Here is a 23,136-nt window from a genome sequence, read left to right as displayed (position 1 = left end):
TGCGTCCTCTGTCCGCAGCTAACTACCCATCCTGCTCTCCGCTCAAGCATGCTTGTGCCGGGATGGCGATTTACCCGAATTGTCAATGCGGTGGTGGGCAGGGAACCCACTGGACCGCCACCGGGGGATGTCCTGTACTCTTGTCCCGTCGCACGGCGTCGGGGAGATCCGAATGTCGCGCGGTGCACGATCCCCTGTAGCTCAATTGGCAGAGCAGCCGGCTGTTAACCGGCAGGTTATTGGTTCGAGTCCAATCGGGGGAGCTTCTCCACCCGACGCCCGTCAGCCTCCGGCCGACGGGCGTTTTCGTGTGTGACCCGGTTTCACCCACCCTCGACCGGCTTGCCCGGCAGGATGGTCGATGTCGACTGAGGCGCCCACTGCGTCGATTGATGCGTCGATCCCGGGGGTGAGTGCGGATGGCCGGACGAGGCGGCAAGGCCACCCTGATCGCGGTGGCGGTCGTGCTGGCCTGGTTGGTGATCGGGGGCGTGTCCGGCCCGTACGCGGGACGCCTCAGCGAGGTCGCCACCAACGACAACGCGGCCTTCCTGCCCACCGACGCCGAGGCCACCCGTGCCCAGGACCTCGCCGGCGAGTTCGTCGACCGGCAGACCACCCCGGCGCTGGTCGTCTACGAGCGGCCCGCCGGGATCACCGACGCGGACCGGCAACGGGTGGCCGCCGACGCCGCCCGGTTCGCCCAGATCCCCGGCGTGGTCACCCCACTGCCCCCGCCCATCCCGAGCGAGGACGGCCAGGCGCTCCAGGTGGTCGTACCGGTGGACGACGCCGAGGGCGAGGAGATCGGCGCGGTCGTCGAGCGACTCCGCGACATCAGCGGCGGGGACCGGGACGGCCTCACCGTGGACGTCGCCGGCCCGGCCGGTCTGCTGGCCGACCTGATCGAGGTCTTCGCCGCCATCGACGGACCATTGCTGCTGGTCACCCTGGTCGTGGTGCTGATCATCCTGCTGGTCGTCTACCGCAGCCCGGTCCTCTGGATCTTCCCGCTGCTCGCCGCCGGGATGTCGTACGCCCTCGCCTCGGTCTTCGTCTACCTGCTCGCCGACGCGGACGTGGTCAAACTCAACGGACAGGCCCAGGGCATCCTCACCGTGCTGGTCTTCGGCGCGGGCACGGACTACGCGCTGCTGCTGATCGCCCGCTACCGGGAGGAACTGCACCGGCACGACCGCCCCTGGCACGCCATGCGGGCGGCCTGGAAGGGCGCCGCACCGGCCATCATCGCGTCCGGCGGCACGGTCATCGTCAGCCTGCTCTGCCTGCTGCTGTCCAGCCTCAACTCCAACCGGGCGCTCGGCCCGGTCGCCGCCATCGGCATCGCCGCGACCCTGCTGGTGATGCTCACCTTCCTGCCCGCGCTGCTGGTGCTCGGCGGCCGGTGGGCATTCTGGCCCCGACGCCCCCGAGCCGACCAGGCCGACCCGCGAGCCGAGCACGGCATCTGGAGCCGCGTCGCCGGCTTCGTCGCCCGGCACGCCCGGCCGATCTGGCTGAGCACCGCCGTCGTGCTGGCCCTGCTGACCCTCGGCCTCACCCAGCTCGGCGCCACCACCCTCGGCCAGTCCGACCTGTTCACCCAACGCACCGACTCGGTCGACGGCCAGGAGGTGATCTCCCGGCACTACCCGGCCGGCACCGGAAGCCCGGCCACCATCTTCACCACCGAACAGACCGCCCGACAGGTCGCCCAGGTGGCCAAGGACGTGCCCGGCGTCGCCGACGTCCGCCCCCTCACCGCCGGACCGCAGACCGGCCCGCCAGACCCGAACGCCGCACCGAAGGTCGTCGACGGGCGGGTGCAGCTGGAAGCCACCCTGGCCGACCCACCCGACAGCGACGGCGCCGAGCGGACCATTCGCGAGCTGCGGGTGGCCGTACACCAGGTGCCCGGCGCGGACGCGGTGGTGGGCGGCTTCACCGCGATCAACGTGGACACCTCGGACGCCGCGAAACGCGACCAGAACGTCATCATCCCGGTGGTGCTGCTGGTCATCGCGGTGATCCTGGCCCTGCTGCTGCGCGCACTGCTCGCCCCGGTGCTGCTGATCGCCACCGTGCTGCTCAGCTTCGCGGCGACCCTCGGCCTCTGCGCGCTGCTGTTCCGCCACGTCTTCGACTTTCCCGGCGTGGACTCGTCGTTCCCGCTGTTCGCGTTCGTCTTCCTGGTTGCGCTCGGCATCGACTACAACATCTTCCTGATGAGCCGGGTCCGCGAGGAGTCGGTCAAGCGCGGCACCCGCGCCGGCGTGCTCTCCGGCCTCGCCGTCACCGGCGGTGTGATCACCTCCGCCGGCATCGTGCTCGCCGCCACCTTCTCCGCCCTCGCCGTGCTGCCACTGGTGGTGCTCGTCGAGCTGGGTAGCGCCGTCGCGATCGGGGTACTGATCGACACCATCATCGTCCGGTCGCTGCTGGTGCCCGCACTCGCGTACGACATCGGGCCGAAGATCTGGTGGCCGGGCCGGTTGTCCCGGGCGAACGGTGAGCGGGAGGCGCGCGGTGCTGGCTGAAACCGATGTGGTCATCGTCGGCGGCGGCCTGGCCGGCCTCGCCGCCGCCCGCCGGTTGCACCGCGCCGGCGTGCCCTGGCGGTTGGTGGAGGCCGGCGGCCGACTCGGCGGCCGGGTGGCCACCGACGTGATCGACGGTTACCTCATCGACCGAGGTTTCCAGGTGCTCAACACCGCCTACCCCCGGCTCGGCACGCTGCTCGACACCGACCGGCTCCACCTCGGGTACTTCACCTCCGGTGTGCTGGTCCGCAAGGGTGACGACCTGCTGCGGTTGGTCAACCCGCTGCGTGAGCCGACCGGCGGGCCCGGCACCGCGCTCGCCGGGGTCGGCTCCCTGCTCGACCGGCTGCGCTTCGCCGCGCTCGCCACCGGCTGCGCCACCCTGCCCACGTCCCGGCTGCTCGCCGCGCCGGAGACCAGCACCGAGACGGCGCTGCGCCGGGCCGGCCTCTCCGACGCGATCATCGAGGAGCTACTGCGACCGTTCCTGTCCGGCGTGTTCATCGACCGGGAGCTGTCCACCTCCAGTCGCGTGCTGACGATGGTGCTGCGGTCCTTCGCCCGCGGCCGGATCGGCCTGCCCGCCGAAGGGATGGCCGCGCTGCCCCGGGCCATCGCCGAACCGCTGCCGGCCGACCTGCTCGACCGGGACACCCCGGTCGCGGAGGTCACCCCCGGCCGGGTCCGCACCCAGGCCGGCGACATCCGCTGCCGGGCCGTCGTGGTCGCCGTCGACCCGCCCGCAGCGTCCGCGCTGCTGCCGGTCCTGACGACGGTACGCATGCACAGCTACACCACCTACTACCACAGCGCGCCCGAGCCGCCGCTCACCGAACCGATCCTGCTGATCGACGGCGACCGACGCGAACTCGTCGCCAACACGGTGGTGCTCAGCAACGCCGCCGCCACGTACGCGCCCGCCGGACGGCACCTGATCGCCACCTCCGTGGTCGGCCCGACCGCCCCACCCGAGCCGACCATCCGGGCCGAGTTGACCCGGCTGTACGGCCGTTCCACCGCCGACTGGACCCACCTCACCACCGTGTCCATCCCGGCGGCGCTGCCCGCCGCACCACCACCACAGGGACGGCTGCGCAAGCCGGTCGCACTGGGAGACGGCCTGTTCGTGGCCGGCGACCACCGGGACACCCCATCGATCCAGGGCGCTCTCACCAGCGGCTGGCGCGCCGCCGGAGCCGTGCTGGACGAGCTGCGCGCCGGCTGACCGCCGTACCCGAGCACGCTGTTATATTCCTGTAGCCCATCGTGCTGGTGCAGGCGTGGGCGCCGGCCGGCTCGGTGCTGGCTGCTGACCGCCGAGCGGGATAAGATCCGGCGCGGTGTTCGGGGCGGTAGCTCAGCCGGTTAGAGCAGGGGACTCATAATCCCTCGGTCGCGGGTTCGAGTCCCGCCCGCCCCACCCATGGCACGTGAGCTGGGAAACGTGAAAGCGGATGTGGCGGTACCCGCACCGCCTTGGCGAACGCGCCGTGACCTGGTGAAACGTGGTGTCGGCGTACAGGTTCACATGCATAGGTGCGTACGGTTGAGCTGTACCTGACTCTGCGCGTCGGCCTGTACACCGACGCGTGGGTGTGTAGGTGGTGCGGCCGTCGTCGTGCGCTGGCGGCCAAGTGCTCCGAGGGCCGCGGTGATCGGCCGGATCAGGTACGCCCTCGGGTTAGCGCTGCTGGTGTGAGCGGTGCCGGAGGTGGCGCTCCGTGGCGGTGCCTGGCGCCAGCTGCTGGCCAGTGGTCCCCGAGTCCACCGCGCTGTACCCGATGGACTCGATGAATTCGGTCACCGCAGCCTTCGCCGGCGCGGAGTCCCCGGCGACTTGCCGTCGAGCTCGGGGATGGGCCCGTCACGCTCGGGGCCGTAGCTGCTGCACGTGTCGATGACCGTTTTCCCGGCAAGCGGCGCGGCGGGCATGTCGGGGAAGGCCTTGACTGGCACCGTGATCACGACGATGTCACCGGCTGCCGCGGCCTGCCCGCTGGTCGCAGCGGACGCCCGCGGCCCTAGTTCTGCGACCGTGTCCGCGAGCGTTTTGGGACCGCGTGAGTTCCTGAGCACTACCTGATGCCCGGCCTCGACGGCGAGCCGCGCGATGGTGCTGCCGATGGCGCCGCTGCCGATGAATCCCACAGTGGTCATATTTTGAGCCGCCCTCCTTGTCATGCGCCGGACTCGTTGCGGTTGGGGTCCTTGTCGTCAGCTGGCGGGGAAGTAGTGGCCGTTGTCCAGATCGGCGAGCAGGCGGGGCTGAGCGGGTTCCCAGCCGAGGGTCCGGCGGGTGATGAGGTTGGACGCCGGGTAGCTTTGCGTGACGATGTTGGCGAGGAACCCGAAGTATCCCGGCAGCACCAGTTCGTCCACGGGAACGCTCACGGCGGGCAGGCCGAGACGGCTGCCGATGGCCTCAGCAATCTCGCGGAACGGGATGCCCCCGTCGTCGACCGCGTGCCAGTATCTGCCGGCCGGGCCCTTCTCCAGCGCCAGGCGGAACAAGGAGGCGACATCGCGGGCATGCACGGCGTTCCACAGGTTCGTGCCGTCTCCGGGGTAGCCGGCGAAGCCCTTCGCCTTCGCTAGCGCGATCAGTGTCGGGAGGAAGCCGGCGCGATCGGTCGTGTCGTGGGCGATATTGCCGATCCGCACGACCGAAGACCGCACGCCCCGCTCGGCGAGGCCGATCACGGTGGTCTCCACGACGTTACGAGCCCGCAGGCTGCCCTTGTGCTCATCGCCGCTGGGAAGGGCCGGGTCCTCCTCGGTGGCCGTCCGGCCCAGGAATCCCTGCCCGGGCGAGCCGATGCTCCCCGCCGCGACCAGCGGCTTTCCGGTTCCCGCCAGTGCCTCGCCGTACGCGAGCATGATCGGGACCTCTGCGGCGGCCACGGCGTGGATCCCGCCGGAGAAAAGCAGGTCCTGCCGGTGCGCGACGTGGATGACGCCGTCGGAGTCCGCAGCCGCCTCCTTGAGCCCGTCGAGGTCCTGGAGGTCGCCGCGACGCACCTTCGCGCCGAGCGCGGACAGCGCCGCCGCGGCGGTGTCCGACCGGGCCAGGCCGGTGACCTCGTGCCCAGCGGCGATGAGCTCGGGGACGATGTATGAACCGGAATGGCCGGTCCCGCCAGTGACGAAAACACGCATTCTGCTGCTCCGAGTGAGTGATGTGGCGCGAGAGGTGGTGGTGGGTGTGTGCTTAGACCAGAACGTTGACGCCGAGGGAGAAGTTGAAGTCCCCGACGCCGTGGCGGGCCAGGCTCACCATTAGCAGGCCCGTCCCTTCCAGCCAGTGCGCCATCTCCAGGCCTCCGGCATCCAGGGGGCGCAAACCGAGGCTCTCGATGAACGCCGATACGCTCGCCTTGGCCCGCGCGTCGTCGCCAGCGAAGAGCACGTCCAATGGGCGGCCTTGGGCCAGGACGTGGCCGAAGACGGTGTTGAACGCCTTCACGACGTGCGCGCTCGCTGGGGCGGCCTTGGCGATCTCCCGCGCGGCGGAAGTGCCGGCAGGGGTGGTCAGCCCGCTCGCGTCGGCTTTCATGGGGTTGGTGATGTCGATGATGACCTTGCCGGCCAGCGCGTCCCCGTACCCGGCGACGACCGGCACGGCGCTGGCGTTCGGCACGGCGAGGATGACGATGTCGCCCGCCGGGGCGCTGCCGAATGTCCCGGCCGTGGCGCCGCCGCCGAGCGCGGCAGCCAGGTCTTTGGCCTTGGCCGCGTCGCGACCGACGACCTCTACGGCGTGGCCACCAGCGAGCGTCCGGGCGGCCAGGGCGCGGGCCATGGTCCCCAGGCCGATGATGCTGATGCTGCTCATGAAGTGCCTGCTTTCCGAAGATGGATGGGGACGCCATGCCCGCCGGTCGCGAGATGTTTGGCGTAGTCCGGTAGCCGTGCTTCAGCGGACCTCGGCGCCCAGGGCGATGTCGAAGCCGGCGCCGCTGCGGGCCAGTCCCACCAGGAGGATGCCGGCCCATTCGAGGACGTGGGTCATCTCGAGCCCTCCTGCGTCGAGGGCCCGCATGCCCAAGCTCTCCAGGAAGGCAGCGACACGTGCCTTCGCCTCGGCGCTGTCGCCGGCGTAGAACGCGTCCACGGGCTTGTCCTCGGCGATGACGCCGCCGAAGATCGTGTTGAAGGCTTTCACGACATGTGCGCCCTCGGGGGCGACGGCGGCGATCTGCTGGGACACCGAGTTGCCCGCGGAGGTCACGACGCCACTTGCGTCGGCGTTGAACGGGTTGGTGATGTCGACGAGGACCTTGCCGGCCAGCGCATCGCCGTAGTGCTCGACCACGTCGACCGCGCCGGCGTACAGGACGGCCACGATGACGATGTCACCCACCGGCCTGGCGCCGAACGTGCCGACGGTGGCTCCGTTGCCGATCTGGTCGGCGAGCGCCCGAGCCTTGGCAGTGTTGCGGCTCATGAGCTCGACGGTGTGGCCGTGCTTCGCCGCCCGGGTGCCGATGGCGGTGGCCATGTTGCCCGAGCCGATGATGCTGATCGTGGTCATGACGTTGTTTCCCTTGTTGTGTATGAATCAGTTGGTCGAGGGTTCGGCGTGCTGGGCCGGGTGTCGAAGGGTTGCCGAACGGGCTCAGATCACTGTGGTGCCGCCGTCGGCGACCAGTTCCATGCCGTTGACGTAGCTCGACTCGTCCGAGGCGAGGAACAACGCGACCGACGCGATCTCCTCAGGGCGGCCCATCTCTCGCCGCGGAATCACGGACTCGAACTGCGCCTTCATTTCCGCGTCCATGACCTGCTCCATCATCGGCGAGGCGACCTGGCCGGGCGTCAGCACGTTCACCCGAATCCGCCGGTCCCTCAGCTCTGACACCCACACCCGGGCGTAGGCGGGCAGCACGGCCTTGCTCGCTGCGTAGACACTCCAATCGGGGTAGCCCCGCAACGACGCGTTCGACCCGGTCATGAGGATCGAGCCGCCATCGTTGAACAGCGGCAGCGCCTTCTGGACCGTGAACAGCGTGCCGCGTGCGTTCAGCGAGAACGCGGCATCGAACTGCTCCTCGGTGATCTCGCCGAGCCTGCCCTGCTCACCCGTCCCGGCACTCGCCCACAACACGTCGACCGCGCCTTTTTCCTGCTTGACCGTCTCGAACAAACGGTCCAGATCATCGAGGTCGGCCGAATCGGCCTGCACGCCGGTCACATTCCGGCCGATCAGCTTGACGGCTTCGTCCAGCGCGTCCTTTCGCCGGCCGGAAATGAAGACGTGAGCCCCTTCGTCAACAAACAATTTCGCACCGGCCAGCGCCAAACCACTTGTCGCGCCGGTGATCACCGCAACCTTGCCATCGAGCTTTCCCACGACTGGCTCCATTCACATAACCGTACCGAGTCATGTTTCTCGTACGGAATTCAATTCCGGCCCACCAGTACTTATCGAGCGTGCCATTGGCCCGAGTCGGTTGTCCAAGACCTCTTTCGGTCGTTGCGATACCCTGGAGGCATCGCCGGGGGAGGCTCCATGGATCTGGACCTGCGCAAGTTGCGTTACTTCGCCGCTGTCGCCGACAAGCTGCACTTCGGCCGGGCCGCCGATGAGCTGCACATCGCGCAGCCGGTGCTCAGCCGGCAGATCCGCGCGCTGGAGAAGGAGCTCGGCACTCCGCTACTGACCCGGGACAGCCACGGCGTGGCGCTGACCGACGCCGGCCGGCAGTTGCTGACCGACGCCGGCCCGCTGCTGGCCTCCGCGCACGCGGTCCGCCGCCGGGTGACCGTGGCCGCGCAGGGCAGCCGGCGGCTGATGGTCGGCTTCCGGGCGGGCATCGCGGTCACCCCAGCGGTACGGCAGTTCGCCATCCAGCACCCGGACGTACCGGTGGATCTGCGGCGGATCGAAGGAGACGACCAGGCCGCGATGCTGCTCGACGGCCGCATCGACGTCGGCTACGTGCGGCTGCCCATCGACGAGGCCGGCCTGCGCGTCACCCCGCTGTACACCGAGCCGCGGGTAGCAGTGCTTCCCGCCGGCCACCGATTCGCCGGCAAGGAACAGATCACCGAGGCCGACCTGGTCGGCGAGCCGCTACTCTGGCATGCCGACACGAGCACACAGCCCACCAAACGCCCGCACCCTGACGCCGGATACCGGGTGCGCGGGGTGGACGAGACGCTCGAGCATGTCGCGGCCGGCCGGGGCATCTCGTTCCTGGCCCGTTCGGCGACCGTATTCTATTCGCATCCGGAGGTCAGCTATGTGCCCATCCCGGATCTGGCACCCGACCAGGTGTGCCTCGCTGTGGCGGAATCGCGCACCTCGCCGCTGATCGACGATTTCCTCGCCGCGGCTCAGGTGACGTCCGAGATCACGGCAGAATGTGGAAATTATGAAATGTGGCAGCTTGGAGGCGATGCCGCTTCGAAGCACGGTTGAGCAGTTCGACCGACAACAGCAGCGCCAACCAAGGGCACGCGGCCAAGCAATGGCGAAGGAGTGCGGAAGTGGGCGCGGAGGTGATGCCGGCGCACCGCGAGACAATTCCACTCCTCGGTCTCGACCTCACCGAGCATACGGAGAATCCGCGCCGATGGCGTGATCTGCCGAGAGCCGACGAGACACCCCGAGGCAAATATCGGCCGACCGGCCGAAGTGGGTGTCGCAATCGGTTCCGACAGACACTCAGCGCACTCACATCGGCTACTTGTTTCATTGACCTCCGACCGTGGCCCATGACAGTGCATCCGCGCGCGCCTCTGCGGTACGTGTGACCGAAGGGCACGTCCCGTAGGAGGCAGTGCGCGAACCGGAGCGAGGGCTGCGTGTTGTGCGAGCCGAGGTTGTCCTGTAGGCCCCGGCTCCGTTCGCTGATTTGTTACGGCCAGTTTTCGCGCTGCCGCTGCAGTCCGTCGAGGATCAGGTCGAGTCCGATGTCGAACTCCTCGGTGTATGCGTAACCGGGTTTCAGTGCGCGGTCGGCGATCATCTCGGTGAGGTGCGGGAACTCGTCGCGGGGCATCTGTTTCAGGATCGGGCCTGCCACGTCCTTGAGGTCGATGGATGATTTGAAGGGCAGGCTGATCTCCTGGAGCGTGAACCCGTAGATGTAGCTGTCCACCACCGAGAACGCGTGTGCCGCACCAGCGATGGAGAAGCCGCCCGACCGTAGGCAGCCGATGACCGCGTTGTGGTGGCGCAGCGTCGCATGGCCAGGGTTTGACCGTGAATCCATCAGACTGATCGCCCATGGGTGGCGGATCAGTGCGCCGCGCATCGAGACTGCCCGCTGTCGCATCGCGGACCGCCAGTCGACGTCGTCCGACGGCAGCTCGATCTCGCCGAAGACGAGGTCGACCATGCCGTCGAGGATCACGTCCTTGTTGCGGAAGTGATGGTAGAGCGACATGGACTCGACGCCGAGCCGCTCGGCGAGCCTGCGCATGCTCGGCGCACCGGTGCCGGCCTCGTCCGCCAGCGCGACCGCTGTACGAAGCACCAACTCCTTGCTGAGCGAGTTGCGGCGGGGTGCAGGCGTGCCGGTTGGCTCTGTGGTCATGAGGGTCCTCCTGTCTGGGGTGCTGGGCCCGCTTGACAACCTTACACTGCAAGGTTATACCTTACGGTGTAAGGCTGGAGATGGCGGCGAACAGAGGAGGAGGCCCGTGGAACCGCTCGGTGTGGACGGAGCAAAGAAGCCGGGGACGGGGAAGAGGCTGTGCATTGTCGGCGCGTCCGGGAAGCTCGGGCGGTACATGGTGCAGCACGCGTTGGACCGCGGGTATGAGGTCGTGGGCGTGTGCCGAGAGCAGAGCGTGCACAAGCTCGCCGAGTTCGAGGGACGGATCACGGTGATCCCCGGAGCGACCGACGATCGTGCGGTCATCGCACGGGCGGTGAACGGATGCGACGCCGTGCTCACGGTGCTGGTGCCGTGGGGGGTGAACCACTACGCCTTCGGTACGGCAGGGGCGGTGCTCAACCACGCACGTCCGGGCGCCCGTTTGGTGTTCTCCTGCGGCTGGCACATCACCCGCGACGGCAGCAAGGACGTGTACACCCGGAGGTTCAAGCTGTACGCGGCCGTGTTTGGGCGGCTGGCGAAGCTTGCCCGTGTCGTGGACGTGGACGACCAGGTGGAGGCGTGCCGGATGATCTTTGCCAGTGACACCAGGTGGACGGTCGTGCGTGGCAGCGACCTGACGGAGGGCGACAGTCAGGGCCTGCCGGTGTGGAGCCAGCACGTGGGTGACCCTGTCCTCGCGAGCAACCTGACCCGCCGCGTGGACTACGCCCGTTTCATGGTCGAAGCCGTGGAGAACGACGCCCTCGTCCACGAGGCCCCGGCCATCGTCGGCCGGCTGACCCCATCGGCCCTCGCTCACGCCGACCGGCCGGCGTGAGCGTCTGGCTCGTGTCCGCCCCGCGCGTCACGGAGGGTCCTCGCCGGGAGGCGGGGTCGAGGTACGTCCACGAATCTTCAGCCCCAGGTTGGTCTGCACTAGGTATCGGACTCGCTGCGACGCCTGTAATCAAGGAGGACTAAGCTGTGACCGCACCGACGACGCTCGCGAGAATCGCAGGATTCCTGTATCTGATCGTCGCCGTGTTCACCATCTTCGCCGGGCTAGTGAACACGCGCATCGTCGAATCGGGGGACACCGCGGCCACAGCCGACAACATCGACAGATCGGCCACCCTCTTTCGCATCGGTTTTGTCAGCGAGTTGGTGGGGGCCACCGTCTTTCTGCTGACGAGCATGGCCCTGTACCTGCTGCTCAAGCACGTCAGCCAGATGGCTGCTGCCGCCATGGTCACCTTCGTCGCGGTCAGCGTCGCGATCCAAAGCCTGAACCTGCTCAACCAAAAAGCGGCGCTGACGATCGCCACCGCCCAGGACTACACCGGCGCCTTCGGTTCGGCAGCTTCCGACCAGCTAACTATGTTGTTCGCCGATATGCAACACGACGGGTATCTCATTGCCCAGACGTACTTCGGCCTGTGGTTGCTGCCGTTGGGCTACCTAGTTGTCAAGTCAGGCTATTTCCCGAAGATATTGGGCGTCCTGCTGGTGATCGGATGCTTCGGCCACCTCGTGGACGTGTTCGCGCGCTTTCTTGCCCCCGACTTCGGCGCAAACATTTCGCCGTTCGCCATGACTCCTGCGGCGGTCGCGGAACTTTCGTTCATCGCGTGGCTGCTGATCAAGGCCGTGCGGCTACCCGAACAGGACGCAGATGGGTTCACCGCACCGGCGTCGGACGTCCGGCGGCGGAGATGGGCTTGAAGCAGAGGAGCGGTACGTGGCAGACGAGGAGCCATGGTGCGGCCATGATCAGGTAGTTTCGGCGGCGCGAGTATCCCAGCCTGACCGCGTGGACTGGCAGCCGGCGGGCTGGTTCTGCTGGCGGTGGTTCCCCGGTCGTGGTGGTGTGTCCTGGCTTCCGGCTGGCCGGTGCTGGTGCCGGTAGCGGGAGGCTTGGCGGTGCTGGTCGCGGGGGTGCTGCCATGGCGGCGGGACGGCGTAAAGCATGAGGCGTCCGCCGCGCCGATGCCGCCGAATCGGCAGGTGCGGCCCTTACGGTCGTGGGTGGTTCCAACCGGGGTGGTCCTGGTGGGGATGGTCACCTGGGTCGCGGTCACGTGGTGGCAAGGTTCGGTTCCGGCAGTAAGTGACGGAGCGGGCGAAGTTGCGGGTGGAGTCCGTCCGGACCGGTTTGACCATCGGCGCGTCGGTGACCGCCGCGTTCGCGCTGCTGTTGGCGTTTCGCCGGCAGCAGTTGGCCGAGCGAACCCAGCAGGCCACCGAGTACGACGCCGGGGAAAAGCGCGTCACCGAGTTGTACGTCAAGCCGCCGACCAGCTCGGCTCCGACAAGGGCCCGGTCCGCCTCGCCGGCCTATATGCCCTCGAACGTCTCGCCCAAGACAACCCCGCCCACCGGGGCCAAGGTCGTTCGGCTGGTGAGGCGCTCCACCTTGTCCCCGTCCGGGAGGCTGGACGGTCTGCGACTGCCCGACGAGGAGACCCGCTCGCAGCAAGGGCCAGTCAGCACCCGTTCATGAAGGCTCGGTCTGCTAACCACAGTCATAGATCAGGTCGGGCCTTCCCCCTAGGGTTGGATGCCGATACCGTGGCGGGATGTTCAGGCGCATGGCCGTCTCTGGCGTCGTCGCTCTGGTAGTCGCCGGCGGTGTTATTGCGTATGTCTGGTGGCCTGGCGCTAAATTCACGGAGTGTCAGAGCCGAGCCACTACGCTGGGGGCCGCCCCGCTATTGATGGAGCAGCCAAACGGAGTGCAGCCAGACACGCCGTACTCCGGATGCGACGTGGACCGGCTAGTTGCCTACGCAGGCCGCCAGTATCACGGCGAATCTAACGAACAGGCCATCGTCTCTTTCTACCAGCAGGTAGCGAAAAAAGATGCGTGGCTGGTGACGCCCTCCGGTGCAGGCGTTGCCAAACTATGCGCGAGCAAGGACGTTAGCGGTGGCACGGTGTATATGAACCTTTCGTTTCCATTGCCGGGCACCTTCGATGTGCACATCGCCGATTCGCCCGACTCAGGGGCCCTTTGCTGACGTGTGCAAATCGAGGTGGAGCACCAGCGATCGATCACCCTCCAAACTGGCACTTCCGGGCCGCCTGGCGCGGGCAGTCCGCATCTAGTCCGCAAGAGGCCGACCGGCAGCGGGGGACTGATGGGAGTTGTCGAGAGGCGTTTCCGCTGCCAGCAACCCATGCGTCCGGGTCGGCGGGGCGGGCATTTGATCTCATAATCCCTCGGCCGCGGGTTCGAGTCCCGCCCGCCCCACCAGAGAGGCGGGCCTTGTCCCGACCTGGCAGTGGCTGGAGGCCCGCCACCGGACCCACGCCCGCGTCGACAACCGCATCCGATGCACCAAGGACACCGGCCTGGGCCGGCTACCCTCCGAATCATCGAGGCTAAGCGATGTCTCGTAAGTAGGTGAAGGCGTTTGCCCGACACCGGCCGGTGGTCAGCCGGTGAGAATGATGTTGTGGAGATTGGCGATGCCGGATGCGGCGTCGGTCAATGTGTGGGCGGCGCGGCGGTAGTCGCGCAGGATCTTGAAGCACTTCATCCTGGCCAGGGCGTGTTCGATTCCCGCTCGGACGGTACGGTGCTCGACGTTGAGGGCTTCCTTCCAGGCGGGTAGCGAGCTGCCGTCGGCGGGTTTGCGGTACGGCATGATCACCTCGGGGTTACCGCGGTAGCCGCCGTCGGCCATCACGGGCCGCCCGTCCAGCTTCTCGGCAATGCCCGAGGTCTGGTAGACGATCGTGTCGTTGCGGTTGCCCGGCTGCGGGTCGCCGACGGCGATTACCAGAAGGGTGGAGGCGTCGATGGCGACCTGCAGATTCGTCGAGTACCTGTAGTTCTTGCTCCTGGCCGCCAGCCGGTGGTCGCGGGTCGGGACCAGAGTCCCGTCGACGATCGCGATCTGCGCGACCGGCCGTTTACGCACCGGCGCCAGTGCCAGCAGCGGTGCGAGGGTGTCGATCACCCGGTGCGCCGCGGAGTGCGACACTCCGAACAGCGGGCCGATCTGGCGCATCGTCAGGTTCGTCCGCCAGTACGCCGCGACCAGCAACACCCGGTCCGGCAGGTCGAGAGCCCATTGCCGGCCTGGTCGGCCATCAGCGATGCCGTCACCGCCACGCTCGGCGACCAGCCGGACCAGCGTGCGGAACTGGGCGGGCTTCAGCCCGGTGAACGGAAAGATCCACTCCGAGCGAGCTGCCGAGATCACCTGCACCCCCGGCATCCTGCCCCACCATCCTCAACAGACAGATGCCCGGGGCTACGAGGTACCGCTTAGTCAGAGGTTTCGTCAGTCAGGCAGCGCCTGGGCCGGCCCGCCTTGCATAGCCGCACACGTCGTGCACCCAGTAGTCCAGATACCTGGCCACGGCCTCGCGATTGGCAAGGTCCAGCGATAGCCACTCCCGTGCCGCCCGGACCATCTCAGCTGTGGCCTGCTCACGCTCGTCAGGCTTGAGCTCCACCCGGTCGGTAAGTTCGCCCCAGATGAGGTACACGGAGCCGGCCGGATCCACCTCGATTGACGCATGCGCAGACACCCCGTGGATGTCCAGCGCTACCTCGTAAGGATCCTCGGCGGCGATTAGGTTCTCGGCCAACGCGGTGACCTCCCGCATGTATGCCACCTCGGCACCATCCTGCGCTGGGCCCGTCATGCCCCGAGGATCGCATCCGGCTGTGAACCCCGCTCGGATTTACGAGACGTCTCTTAGTCTTCGGATGCTTCCAGTTTCTGCCAGATGCGGACGAGTGCGGCGATGTCGTCCGCGTCGAGGGGGTCAACGAAGAACTTCTTGATCGATTCCTCGAAGGTCCGTGCCACGGTCTGAATGTAGCGGCGTCCGTCCTCGGTCAGGCTAATCAGAGAGATCCGGCCGTCACCTTGGTTGGCGCCACGTACGAGGTGGCCGGCGTCGATCAGGTCCTGCACGAGCCGGGACGCCCGGGTAGGGCTGACGGTCACCAGTTCACTCGCCAGGGAGCGGACGGGCTGGGGTTCGAGGTCCTTGAGGCGGCAGAGGATCTCGAAGGCGCTGAACGAGAGCCGGTGGCGTTCCATCAGCACGGCCTCGATCCGTGATCGCATGGCGGCCTGGGCGTAGATCAGCCCGAACCAGCCGTCCTGCTCCGTCTGGGAGATTATCGCGGCTGTTGTCCGGGGTGCCTTCACGGGATCCATGCTATCAGCGCATGCGTGCCGCCAGGGTTAGGTGCGTGCGCACGCATCAGGTAGTGTGTTGACGTAAGCCGGATGCCGTGAACGTTCATGGTCCTAGCGGTGTGCCGTTGAGGATGACCGCTACTTACGAAAACGAGGAGTTTCACAGTGCTGACCATCGACAACGAACTTCTTGAGGCAGTCGGTGCGATTGCAGCCGCCGCCTCACCGACACCGCCGGTCGTCGGCGACTGGAAGACCCGGCGGGCGAACATCGACGCCGTCTATGGCGGGTTGGCGGCCGCTGCGACACGCGACGACCCTGTCGAGACGATCGATCTCACGGTGCCGTCTTCGGACGGGCACGCCGTCCCGCTGCGCTTGTACAAGCCGGCGAACCTACCGCACGCTCTTGTCGTCTACGTCCACGGTGGTGGTCTCATCGCCGGAAGCCTCGACGGGTACGACCACGTCTGCCGCCGCTACGCCTCCGAGGCCGGGGTAGCAGTGATCGCAGTCGACTACCGTCTGGCGCCCGAATCGCCGTTTCCAGCCGCCGTGGAAGACTGTGTCGCCGCGGTCGAGTGGGCGATCGAGCATGCGGCGGAGCGCGTACCCGGGGCACGGGTCGCGCTCATGGGTGACTCCGCCGGGGGTGGTCTCGCGGCCGCAACGGCGCTGGTGTGCCGCGACCGTGGGGTCGGGCCGTTGGCCGCGCAGATCCTCATCTACCCGATGCTTGATGACCGCACGGCAGTCGCCGACCCAGCCATCGAACCGTTCCTTGCCTGGTCGGTCGCCGACAACATCACCGGCTGGCGCGCCTACCTCGGCGACAAGTACGGCACCGACGACGTGCCCGCGTCCGCCTCGGTCGCCCGCGCGGACACACTTCGCGATCTGCCGGCAACCTATCTTGAGGTCGGTCAACTGGACCTCTTCTGCGCGGAGACAGTCGCCTACGCCAAGCAGCTCATGGACCACGGCGTGACCGTGCACCTCTCCGTACGCCCCGGCGCGATCCACGGCTTCGACCAGTTTGCGCCCGACACCCGCGTGGCACGGAGCGCGCTCGCCGACCGCGTCGCCTTCCTACAGAACCTGTGACGCGCGTACCACTGTCGGGCCCGCAACAACAACGCCATCCGAGCGCAACCACAAGCCCATCTGTAATCGCCCAGGCAAGGAGATCCTATGGAGACTAAGACTGCCCTCATCACTGGCTCGACAAGCGGAATCGGTCGCGCCACCGCACTCAAGCTCGCCAGCGATGGCGTTCGTGTCGTCGTCTCCGGCCGCAATGCCGAACGAGGGCTGGAAGTGGTGGAGCAGATCCGCACCGCGGGGGGAGAGGCCTACTTTGTCGGCGCCGACCTACGCGACGCGCAATCCGCAGTAGAACTCGCGGCCAAGGCCACCCAGGTTGCCGAGTCCGCCGGCGGAACCCTCGACGTTCTGGTCAACAACGCGGCGATCGGAACCGGCGGACCGACCGCAGGCACCGAGGAGTCGGCCTTCGACGCGGTACTGGGCACCAACCTGAAGGCACCGTTCTACCTGGTCGCGAACCTTGCGCCCGCGATGGCGGCACGGGGCCGTGGAGCGATCGTCAACATCTCCACGCTCGCCGCCGAAGTCGCGCTCCCGGGCCTGTCTGTCTACGGCGCGAGCAAAGCCGCCCTGGACCTGCTCACCAAGAGCTGGGCAGCCGAGTTCGGCCCGGCCGGCGTGCGCGTGAACTCCGTGAGCCCCGGCCCGACCCGTACCCCGGGATCCGAGGGCTTGGGGGAGTTCCTGCAGGTGCTCGCGGCGCAGGCACCGCTGGGTTTCGTCGCCGATCCGGAGGACATCGCCGCCGCCATCGCGTTCCTCGTCAGCGATGAGGCACGGTTTGTCACCGGCGTGATTCTGAACGTGAACGGTGGCCGTACGGTCGTCTGAGTGGATTCCGCTCCGACGCCGTGCCCGACGGGGTCGTGCCACGACACCACCACCCGGTGGCGCCCTGGCCACGACCCCGAACGGGCCCCTGTCATCGACCCGCCTGTGCCCCCGCCAACATCCGCTCCACCAGCTGACCTCACAGTGCTTCTCCATTCCTTCGGGGCAGTAGCAGATCAGGGCCGGTGACAGTGGCGAAGGCTTCGAACAGGCCTTTGACGCCGTCTCCGCAGCTGCGTCGCTTTCACACCAGGCCGGAGCCTGGGCGGCCGGTTTGGTCGCGATGACGCCGGTGGGGCGTCGAGTATCGCCGCCGATATTGGAACGAGCCGTACCTGCAAGGAATGCGTCAGCTCAGGGCCAGTTGCGAAGCATTGGGCGTCTCACCGACCGACGCTGCCCTGCGCTGGCTCGTGCACCACTCGAAGCTCGGCGCCGCACATAGCGACGGCATCATCCTCGGCGCGTCCAGACCCGAACATGTCGTCCAGAACCTCGACGCGGTGCGGAGTGCGCCGCTTCCTCCCGAACTGCTCGCCGCGATCGACGCGGCGAGCGAGACGACCCGCCCGGCATGGCCGTCAATGCGCCGAGCCTGACATACACAGATAGTGGAAGTTAGAAGGAGTTAACTGGCATGACGACAAACACCCCCAAGACCTGGTTCATCACGGGAACAGCGCGAGGCCTGGGCGTCCGCTGGGCGGAAGCCGCGCTCTCCCGTGGCGACCGTGTCGCTGCGACCGCACGATCCGCCGACGCGCTGCGTCCTCTCGTTGAGAGTTATGGCGACCTGGTTCTTCCGCTCGAACTCGACGTCACGGATGAGGCGGCGGTGCATCAGGCGATCGCGACTGCCGAAGACCGACTCGGCGGAATCGACATCCTGGTCAACAACGCAGGGCAGGCGGTGATGGGCGCCATTGAGGAAGTCAGCGCGGCGCAGGCACGAGTGCAGATGGAGGTCAACTACTTCGGCGCACTGTACGCGACGCAGGCGATCCTGCCGCGTATGAGGGAGCGTCGCAGTGGCCGGATCATTCAGATCTCGTCCATGGGCGGCGTCATCGCCACCCCCGTCCTGGGGACTTACCATGCAACGAAGTGGGCGCTGGAGGCGTTGAGCCAGGCTCTGGCGGCAGAAGTATCGGAGTACGGAGTTCACGTAACTCTCATCGAGCCACTCACGTTCCCGAGCGAACTCGGTACGCCTGCTCCCCAGATGCCCGAGTACGACCATGCCCGCAAGGCGCTGATGGCGGGGTTCGAGGGCACCGGAATCGCTCCGGGCGATCCGGCTGCGGCCGCCCAGGCGATGCTCGCCGTCGCTGATGACCCCAATCCACCGCTGCGGGTGTTGTTCGGCGCGAACGGCCTGAAATTGCTTCGTCCAGAGTACGCGCGCCGCATCGCCCTGTGGGAGGAGTGGGATCACCTCGCCCGGCTCGCACAGGGCACCTCGCCAGCCTGAGGTCGGCGATCTCGCCCGAGATTCAGTTCCATGTCGGTGCCGGGCACCCCTCAAGGGCCCCCACGGCGGGACTGTCAGGACATGCGTCGGCGTATGGCTGATAGCGTGACGATTGGCGCCTCAGCTGCGGGAATGCGGTTCGGGTTCTGCCACGTCCGGTCCACCCATGGCACGTGAGCCGGGAAACGTGAAAGCGAATGTGGCGGTACCCGAACCGCCTTGGCGAACGCGCCGTGACCTGGTGAAACGTGGGCGGGTGCGGCCGTCGTCGTGCGTTGACGGCCGAGTGCTCCGAGGGCTGCGGTGATCGGCCGGATCAGGTACGCCCTCGGGGTTTGCCCTACTCGTGTGGCGGTGCCGGAGGTGGCGCTCCGTGGCGGTGTCTGCCGGTCCGCCGCGCTGGTGGACGGCTGCGTCGATGGGCTGCTGACCACCTGGCTGAGCTGACAGGGCGCCTTGTCTGCGGCCATGAGCGTGCATCCGAGCGTGGCCCCCGCGATTAGCTCGAGCAGGTCGATCACGTAGACAGAGCCGGGTCGAACAAGCCGGCGCATCCATGTGCGTCGTTGTCATGGTCACCGAAGATCCCGTTACCCAACCTGCCCGGCGAAGCGGCACTCGACCGACCCGCGCATGATCCAGTGCCCTCATTTCGGCTATGACAATGCATCCGCGCCGACAGGAAGCGTCCACGCACTTCTCTCACCTGCGGCTCTTGGCTGTACCGCAATCGTCATGCGAACCGGTTGATCGAGGGTTCGAGTCTTTCCTGACGAGCGAGCGAGGCTGCATGCATAATGAATGCATGGTTGCTCTTCAGATTAGGGACGTGCCGGAGGAAGTGCGAGACGCCTTGGCGGCCCAGGCCAAGGCGCGCGGGCAGTCACTTCAGGCGTACCTGCTGGAGTTGGTGGAGACGCAGGCTCGGCGGTTGCGCAACGCGGCGGCCCTTGATCGCTTCGCCGGCCGATCGGACGGTACGCGCTCCCTGCCGGGGGAGAGTGCCGCCGAGTTGAATGACCAGCGGGAGCAGCGCGGACCGTGGGGAAGCGCCGCGTGATCGTCGTGGACGCGTCGGTCCTGGCCGACGCCCTGATTGACGACGGGCCGGTCGGCGACGCGGCGCGGGCGGAACTGACCGGAGACCCACACTGGGCCGCGCCGAGCCATTTTCTGGTCGAGGTCATGTCCGTGATCAGAGGCAAGGTTCTCGGCGGGAAGCTCGGCCTTGCTCGGGCGCAGGAGGCGGTCGACGCCCTGCCCTCGTTGGTCGTCGATGAGGTTGGCGTCGCACTGTTGCTTGACCGGATGTGGCAGCTGCGGGGCAATGTCACGGCGTACGACGCGGCTTACGTCGCGGCGGCGGAGTTGATGGCCTGCCCACTCGTGACCGGTGATGGTCGGCTCGCCAAGGCCAGCGGCGTCCGCTGCGAGATCCGACTGCTCGCGGCGTCCTGACAGTGGCCGCGCCGAGGCTCGTCGCGGACGAGGACGCGCAACTCCTGCGCGCCACCAGCGAAGTGCCCGGCTTCGCCGGCATCTGGCTCGACGACAGCCCGACGGGGGCGGTGACGACCATCGCGGTCGCCGGATCCGGTCGCCGGGGCGCTCAGGTCCCGCCGACGTGCAGGGCGCGTTCCGTCGGCAGCCGGCCGAAGCGCTGGCACTCAGCGAGGGCGCCAAGGCACTCGCGAAGCCGGGCGCCCGCGTCCGGACCGTCGAGGTCCCATACACGTTCGCGCAGCTGAAGAAATGGCAGACCGTGATGGACGCGCTGCTCCCGGACGGCGTGGTGACCTTCACGGATGCCGACGAGCGCAACAACACCGTCACTGAACCGGGGCTCCGGCACGGTCAACGGGCAGCCCATCGGCATCGTCTCGGCCTGGCCGATGATGCAGGCCGACTTCTACCCGCGCGCCGGTCAGGTTTGATACAGCACCGCCCGGTAGCCCCACAACGCCGCGACGATCAGCATCGCGATCCCCACCGCCAACGGCCACCAGCGACCACGCGGGCGGGCGAGGGCGACGACGACGGTCGCCACATACAGCACCGCGACGACAGCCGTCCAGAGTGTCGCGGTGGACACCCGATCGGCGATCCGGCAGCCGGCAGGCGCGGGCAGGACGGCCGCGCAGAGGTCAAAGCGGGGCACGGCCAACCACCAGAAGCCCGCCGTGGCGGCCGCCGCTATGACGGTGGCCGTCGCGACCCCAAGCCACGAGCGAACGCGCACGGGCATCCTCACCTCCGCCGGCTCGTTCATAGCCGGAACTGTATTCGTCGGCCTCGTCTTGGACCCACCCTGCCCGGGCACGATCGATCTGGCCGGCCTGCGCCCGGCGGCTCCGCCTTGCCGGACGAAGCCTGGACTCCGGCTCGGCTCGACCGACACTCCATACAGCCGAGACCACCGGCTGACGCCGACACCGCCCGACAGTGGCAGACGGGTTGACCAGGAAGGCGGCTACTTGACCAGCCGTCAACGATCTTCGTCTAATCCCAAGGTCGGTCAGCGCGGCGCGGTCCCGTGATGAGTGGGACGATCTCCTATATGAAGCCAGCGAAGAACCCGTGGTGGCAGACAGCAAAGACGCCAAAGCAGGGTCTCATCAGGGCAGGCATCTGGCTCTTCCTGGCCGTCGGGTGGGTGGCCGTGGCCGTCGGAAACCCCACGCCGTGGCGCTGGGTGTTTGCCGCACTGTGGGCGGTCGGCGGTGTGGGCTACCTGGTGTCAGCCGTGTTGCTGCGGCGACGACAGCGTGCGACTCAGGACAGGGCAGGGCCAGAAGCCGCGGTCCGGGCCGATTGAGCGCGATCCAGCGACGGGCACGAGTATCGGCACGCATGACGGGTGGACTGGTTAGGGCACGCCCAGTCGCTGGGTGAGTGGCCAGATTGCCGGGGCGTCGGCGATGCTGTGCGCGTGGAGTACGTGTCCAGAGTGCCGCGACCGCCGCTGGACGGGCTGATCGACGACCTCTACTACCTGGAGGGCGCGCCGCCGTACGCCCGGCTGACGCTGCCGCCCGCGCCGTCGGCGCTGCTCATCGTCAACCTCGGGGCGCCGTTCCGCATCCGCGCCGGCACCGACATCGAGACGGCCGAGTACGTCGACGGCTGCGTGGTCACCACGCCCACCCGCGCGTGGGAGTTCGGTTACCCACTCGGGACCCGGTCCGTCGGCGTGCACCTCAAGCCGTGGGGGCTGGCGCCGTTCCTGTCGATGCCCGCGGCCGAGTTGTGTGACCGGCCGGTGACGATAGAGCAGGTTTGGGGTCGGCGCGCCATCGCTGAGCTGCGGGACCGGCTGGCCACGGCGAGCGGACCGCACGAGATGCTGACGCTGCTAGAGGAGGAGCTGATGCGGCGGCTGTCCGAGACCGCCGGCCTGGGGCTGATCCGCCATACGAGCAGTGTCATCGCGGCGGCCAGCGGTGCGGTGACGATCGGTGACCTGAGCGTGGCAGCCGGTGTCAGCAGCACCCATCTGGCACAGCGGTTCAAGGAGCTCGTCGGCGTCACGCCGAAGCGGCTGGCCCGCACCTACCGCTTCGCTGCCACCGTGTTCGCGATCAACCCTGCCGAACCGATCGACTGGAGCGACCTCGCCGGTGGCGCGGGCTACTTCGACCAGGCCCACTTCGGCCACGAGTTCCGGGCGTTCACCGGGCTCACGCCGACCCGGTACCTCGAAGTCCGGCGGCGGTTCCTGCGCGAACATCCCGGCCACGCGATAGACGGCTGGCCGCTGCCGGCGGATTGATTTCTTACAAGAGCGACAGCTCGCGACCCGCTAATTTAGGGGCATTCCACAGCAGAGGAGAGCCCCATGGGCAAGGTGGTCATGTACAGCTCGGTGTCGGTGGACGGCTTCATCGCGGACGAGAATGACCAGCCCGGACCGCTGTTCGACTGGTTGACCAGCGGTGACGTCCCGTTGGACTCCAGCGGCGTGTTGAAGGTGTCGCAGACGTCCTACGACTACACCCGGCCGTACTGGGACCAGGTCGGGGTGACAGTCGCCGGCCGCCACGTCTTCGACATGACGGACGGCTGGGACGGAAAGCCTCCAGGCGGGATCGACCACGTGGTCGTCGTGACCCACCGGCCGAAGCCCGAGGGCTGGGACCCCGCAGCGCCGTTTCACTTCGTCGACGGCGTCGAGGCGGCCGTGGCCAAGGCGCAGGAGCTCGCGGGTGACCGCATGGTCGAGGTCGCCGCTGGCGACGTCGGTGGGCAGGTGCTTGCCGCAGGCCTGGTCGACGAGGTGCGGATGGACGTCGTACCCGTCGTGTTCGGGTCCGGCAAGCGCTACTTCGGGTCGGTCGACGTGCAGCACCTGTTGGAGGATCCTGACGTGGTGATTCAGGGCGACCGGGTGCTTCACCTGCGCTATCGGGTGCGCCGCTGACCTATTTGAGCGGTACGCGAAGAAGATCCGCTCGTGGGGTTGCAGGCTGCGGGCCGTGGTG

Annotated in this window: 27 protein-coding genes and 2 tRNA genes; 19 read left to right on the top strand and 10 right to left on the bottom strand. The window is 67.8% G+C overall.

What is annotated here, in order from left to right; all coding sequences use genetic code 11:
- Nucleotides 1-190: 190 nt before the first annotated feature.
- The 4 genes from ACIBF8_RS13745 (at nt 191) to ACIBF8_RS13730 (ending at nt 3,960) form a co-directional block, all read left to right on the top strand.
- Nucleotides 191-263, top strand: a tRNA-Asn gene (locus tag ACIBF8_RS13745).
- 156 nt (nt 264-419) lie between these two features.
- Nucleotides 420-2,537 (top strand): MMPL family transporter, encoded by a 2,118-nt coding sequence (locus ACIBF8_RS13740; RefSeq protein WP_396783050.1) that lies wholly within the window; start codon nt 420-422, stop codon nt 2,535-2,537.
- On the top strand, nt 2,527-3,765 hold the full coding sequence (locus ACIBF8_RS13735; protein WP_396783048.1) for an NAD(P)/FAD-dependent oxidoreductase: 1,239 nt from the start codon (nt 2,527-2,529) through the stop codon (nt 3,763-3,765). The genes ACIBF8_RS13740 and ACIBF8_RS13735 overlap by 11 nt, the downstream gene beginning before the upstream one ends.
- Nucleotides 3,766-3,886: 121 nt before the next feature.
- Nucleotides 3,887-3,960: transfer RNA gene (locus ACIBF8_RS13730), tRNA-Ile, on the top strand.
- Nucleotides 3,961-4,340: 380 nt separating this feature from the next.
- Here ACIBF8_RS13730 and ACIBF8_RS13725 read toward each other — a convergent pair.
- From ACIBF8_RS13725 to ACIBF8_RS13705, 5 genes are all read right to left on the bottom strand, one after another.
- The gene (locus ACIBF8_RS13725; protein ID WP_396783047.1) at nt 4,341-4,697 is read right to left on the bottom strand and encodes an NADPH-dependent F420 reductase; all 357 of its coding nucleotides are present in this window, start codon (nt 4,695-4,697) and stop codon (nt 4,341-4,343) included.
- 57 nt (nt 4,698-4,754) lie between these two features.
- Complete coding sequence (locus tag ACIBF8_RS13720; RefSeq protein ID WP_396783046.1) at nt 4,755-5,696, bottom strand: SDR family oxidoreductase; 942 nt, start codon at nt 5,694-5,696, stop codon at nt 4,755-4,757.
- Nucleotides 5,697-5,748: 52 nt separating this feature from the next.
- The gene (locus tag ACIBF8_RS13715; protein WP_396783045.1) at nt 5,749-6,372 is read right to left on the bottom strand and encodes an NADPH-dependent F420 reductase; all 624 of its coding nucleotides are present in this window, start codon (nt 6,370-6,372) and stop codon (nt 5,749-5,751) included.
- Between the two features lie 81 nt (nt 6,373-6,453).
- Nucleotides 6,454-7,071, bottom strand: a complete 618-nt coding sequence (locus ACIBF8_RS13710; protein ID WP_396783043.1) for an NADPH-dependent F420 reductase — start codon at nt 7,069-7,071, stop codon at nt 6,454-6,456.
- Between the two features lie 84 nt (nt 7,072-7,155).
- A complete protein-coding gene (locus ACIBF8_RS13705; RefSeq protein ID WP_396783042.1) occupies nt 7,156-7,890 on the bottom strand; it encodes an SDR family NAD(P)-dependent oxidoreductase in 735 nt (244 codons plus the stop codon).
- Nucleotides 7,891-8,049: 159 nt separating this feature from the next.
- Between ACIBF8_RS13705 and ACIBF8_RS13700 the strand changes: the two genes are divergently transcribed.
- A complete protein-coding gene (locus ACIBF8_RS13700; RefSeq protein WP_396783041.1) occupies nt 8,050-8,961 on the top strand; it encodes a LysR family transcriptional regulator in 912 nt (303 codons plus the stop codon).
- A 439-nt stretch (nt 8,962-9,400) separates the two neighbouring features.
- On the opposite strand, the gene ACIBF8_RS13695 is transcribed toward ACIBF8_RS13700, so the two are convergent.
- On the bottom strand, nt 9,401-10,021 hold the full coding sequence (locus tag ACIBF8_RS13695) for a TetR/AcrR family transcriptional regulator (RefSeq protein ID WP_396783039.1): 621 nt from the start codon (nt 10,019-10,021) through the stop codon (nt 9,401-9,403).
- Between the two features lie 181 nt (nt 10,022-10,202).
- Between ACIBF8_RS13695 and ACIBF8_RS13690 the strand changes: the two genes are divergently transcribed.
- From ACIBF8_RS13690 to ACIBF8_RS13675, 4 genes are all read left to right on the top strand, one after another.
- Nucleotides 10,203-10,925: an NAD(P)-dependent oxidoreductase gene (locus ACIBF8_RS13690; protein ID WP_396783132.1), complete on the top strand. Its 723-nt coding sequence runs from the start codon at nt 10,203-10,205 to the stop codon at nt 10,923-10,925.
- A 146-nt stretch (nt 10,926-11,071) separates the two neighbouring features.
- Entirely contained in the window at nt 11,072-11,809 is a 738-nt protein-coding gene (locus ACIBF8_RS13685; RefSeq protein ID WP_396783038.1) for a DUF4386 domain-containing protein, read from the top strand.
- Nucleotides 11,810-12,218: 409 nt separating this feature from the next.
- On the top strand, nt 12,219-12,587 hold the full coding sequence (locus ACIBF8_RS13680; RefSeq protein WP_396783037.1) for a hypothetical protein: 369 nt from the start codon (nt 12,219-12,221) through the stop codon (nt 12,585-12,587).
- Between the two features lie 76 nt (nt 12,588-12,663).
- A complete protein-coding gene (locus tag ACIBF8_RS13675; protein ID WP_396783035.1) occupies nt 12,664-13,104 on the top strand; it encodes a hypothetical protein in 441 nt (146 codons plus the stop codon).
- Nucleotides 13,105-13,521: 417 nt separating this feature from the next.
- On the opposite strand, the gene ACIBF8_RS13670 is transcribed toward ACIBF8_RS13675, so the two are convergent.
- The 3 genes from ACIBF8_RS13670 to ACIBF8_RS13660 form a co-directional block, all read right to left on the bottom strand.
- A complete protein-coding gene (locus tag ACIBF8_RS13670; protein WP_396783131.1) occupies nt 13,522-14,301 on the bottom strand; it encodes a transposase family protein in 780 nt (259 codons plus the stop codon).
- A 79-nt stretch (nt 14,302-14,380) separates the two neighbouring features.
- A complete protein-coding gene (locus tag ACIBF8_RS13665; protein ID WP_396783034.1) occupies nt 14,381-14,743 on the bottom strand; it encodes a hypothetical protein in 363 nt (120 codons plus the stop codon).
- 53 nt (nt 14,744-14,796) lie between these two features.
- Nucleotides 14,797-15,258 carry a MarR family winged helix-turn-helix transcriptional regulator gene (locus ACIBF8_RS13660; protein ID WP_396783033.1) on the bottom strand — a complete coding sequence of 154 codons (462 nt, stop codon included), beginning with the start codon at nt 15,256-15,258 and terminating at the stop codon, nt 14,797-14,799.
- A 156-nt stretch (nt 15,259-15,414) separates the two neighbouring features.
- On the opposite strand from ACIBF8_RS13660, the gene ACIBF8_RS13655 reads away from it, so the two are divergent.
- From ACIBF8_RS13655 to ACIBF8_RS13625, 7 genes are all read left to right on the top strand, one after another.
- A complete protein-coding gene (locus ACIBF8_RS13655) occupies nt 15,415-16,353 on the top strand; it encodes an alpha/beta hydrolase (RefSeq protein WP_396783032.1) in 939 nt (312 codons plus the stop codon).
- A gap of 87 nt (nt 16,354-16,440) precedes the next feature.
- Nucleotides 16,441-17,187 (top strand): SDR family NAD(P)-dependent oxidoreductase, encoded by a 747-nt coding sequence (locus tag ACIBF8_RS13650; protein WP_396783031.1) that lies wholly within the window; start codon nt 16,441-16,443, stop codon nt 17,185-17,187.
- A gap of 344 nt (nt 17,188-17,531) precedes the next feature.
- Nucleotides 17,532-17,786 carry an aldo/keto reductase gene (locus ACIBF8_RS13645; RefSeq protein WP_396783030.1) on the top strand — a complete coding sequence of 85 codons (255 nt, stop codon included), beginning with the start codon at nt 17,532-17,534 and terminating at the stop codon, nt 17,784-17,786.
- Between the two features lie 38 nt (nt 17,787-17,824).
- The gene (locus ACIBF8_RS13640; protein WP_396783028.1) at nt 17,825-18,658 is read left to right on the top strand and encodes an SDR family NAD(P)-dependent oxidoreductase; all 834 of its coding nucleotides are present in this window, start codon (nt 17,825-17,827) and stop codon (nt 18,656-18,658) included.
- A gap of 805 nt (nt 18,659-19,463) precedes the next feature.
- The gene (locus tag ACIBF8_RS13635) at nt 19,464-19,718 is read left to right on the top strand and encodes a FitA-like ribbon-helix-helix domain-containing protein (RefSeq protein WP_396783026.1); all 255 of its coding nucleotides are present in this window, start codon (nt 19,464-19,466) and stop codon (nt 19,716-19,718) included.
- Nucleotides 19,700-20,116, top strand: a complete 417-nt coding sequence (locus ACIBF8_RS13630) for a type II toxin-antitoxin system VapC family toxin (protein WP_396783025.1) — start codon at nt 19,700-19,702, stop codon at nt 20,114-20,116. Before ACIBF8_RS13635 ends, ACIBF8_RS13630 begins: the two co-directional genes overlap by 19 nt.
- 347 nt (nt 20,117-20,463) lie before the next feature.
- Nucleotides 20,464-20,592, top strand: coding sequence for a hypothetical protein (locus ACIBF8_RS13625; protein ID WP_396783024.1), 129 nt, complete (start codon nt 20,464-20,466; stop codon nt 20,590-20,592).
- Here ACIBF8_RS13625 and ACIBF8_RS13620 read toward each other — a convergent pair.
- The gene (locus ACIBF8_RS13620; RefSeq protein WP_396783022.1) at nt 20,583-20,927 is read right to left on the bottom strand and encodes a hypothetical protein; all 345 of its coding nucleotides are present in this window, start codon (nt 20,925-20,927) and stop codon (nt 20,583-20,585) included. The genes ACIBF8_RS13625 and ACIBF8_RS13620 overlap by 10 nt on opposite strands.
- Before the next feature lie 288 nt (nt 20,928-21,215).
- Between ACIBF8_RS13620 and ACIBF8_RS13615 the strand changes: the two genes are divergently transcribed.
- From ACIBF8_RS13615 to ACIBF8_RS13605, 3 genes are all read left to right on the top strand, one after another.
- Nucleotides 21,216-21,473, top strand: coding sequence for a hypothetical protein (locus ACIBF8_RS13615; RefSeq protein ID WP_396783021.1), 258 nt, complete (start codon nt 21,216-21,218; stop codon nt 21,471-21,473).
- A 114-nt stretch (nt 21,474-21,587) separates the two neighbouring features.
- Nucleotides 21,588-22,427 carry a helix-turn-helix domain-containing protein gene (locus tag ACIBF8_RS13610; RefSeq protein WP_396783020.1) on the top strand — a complete coding sequence of 280 codons (840 nt, stop codon included), beginning with the start codon at nt 21,588-21,590 and terminating at the stop codon, nt 22,425-22,427.
- A 66-nt stretch (nt 22,428-22,493) separates the two neighbouring features.
- Nucleotides 22,494-23,075, top strand: coding sequence for a dihydrofolate reductase family protein (locus tag ACIBF8_RS13605; protein WP_396783019.1), 582 nt, complete (start codon nt 22,494-22,496; stop codon nt 23,073-23,075).
- The last annotated feature ends 61 nt before the right edge of the window (nt 23,076-23,136 follow it).

It is taken from the genome of Micromonospora sp. NPDC050276 (genome assembly GCF_044459545.1).
Classification (GTDB): domain Bacteria; phylum Actinomycetota; class Actinomycetes; order Mycobacteriales; family Micromonosporaceae; genus Micromonospora.
The sequence above is the reverse complement of the archived record's forward strand: the minus strand, read 5'-3'. Positions and strand labels throughout refer to the sequence as shown.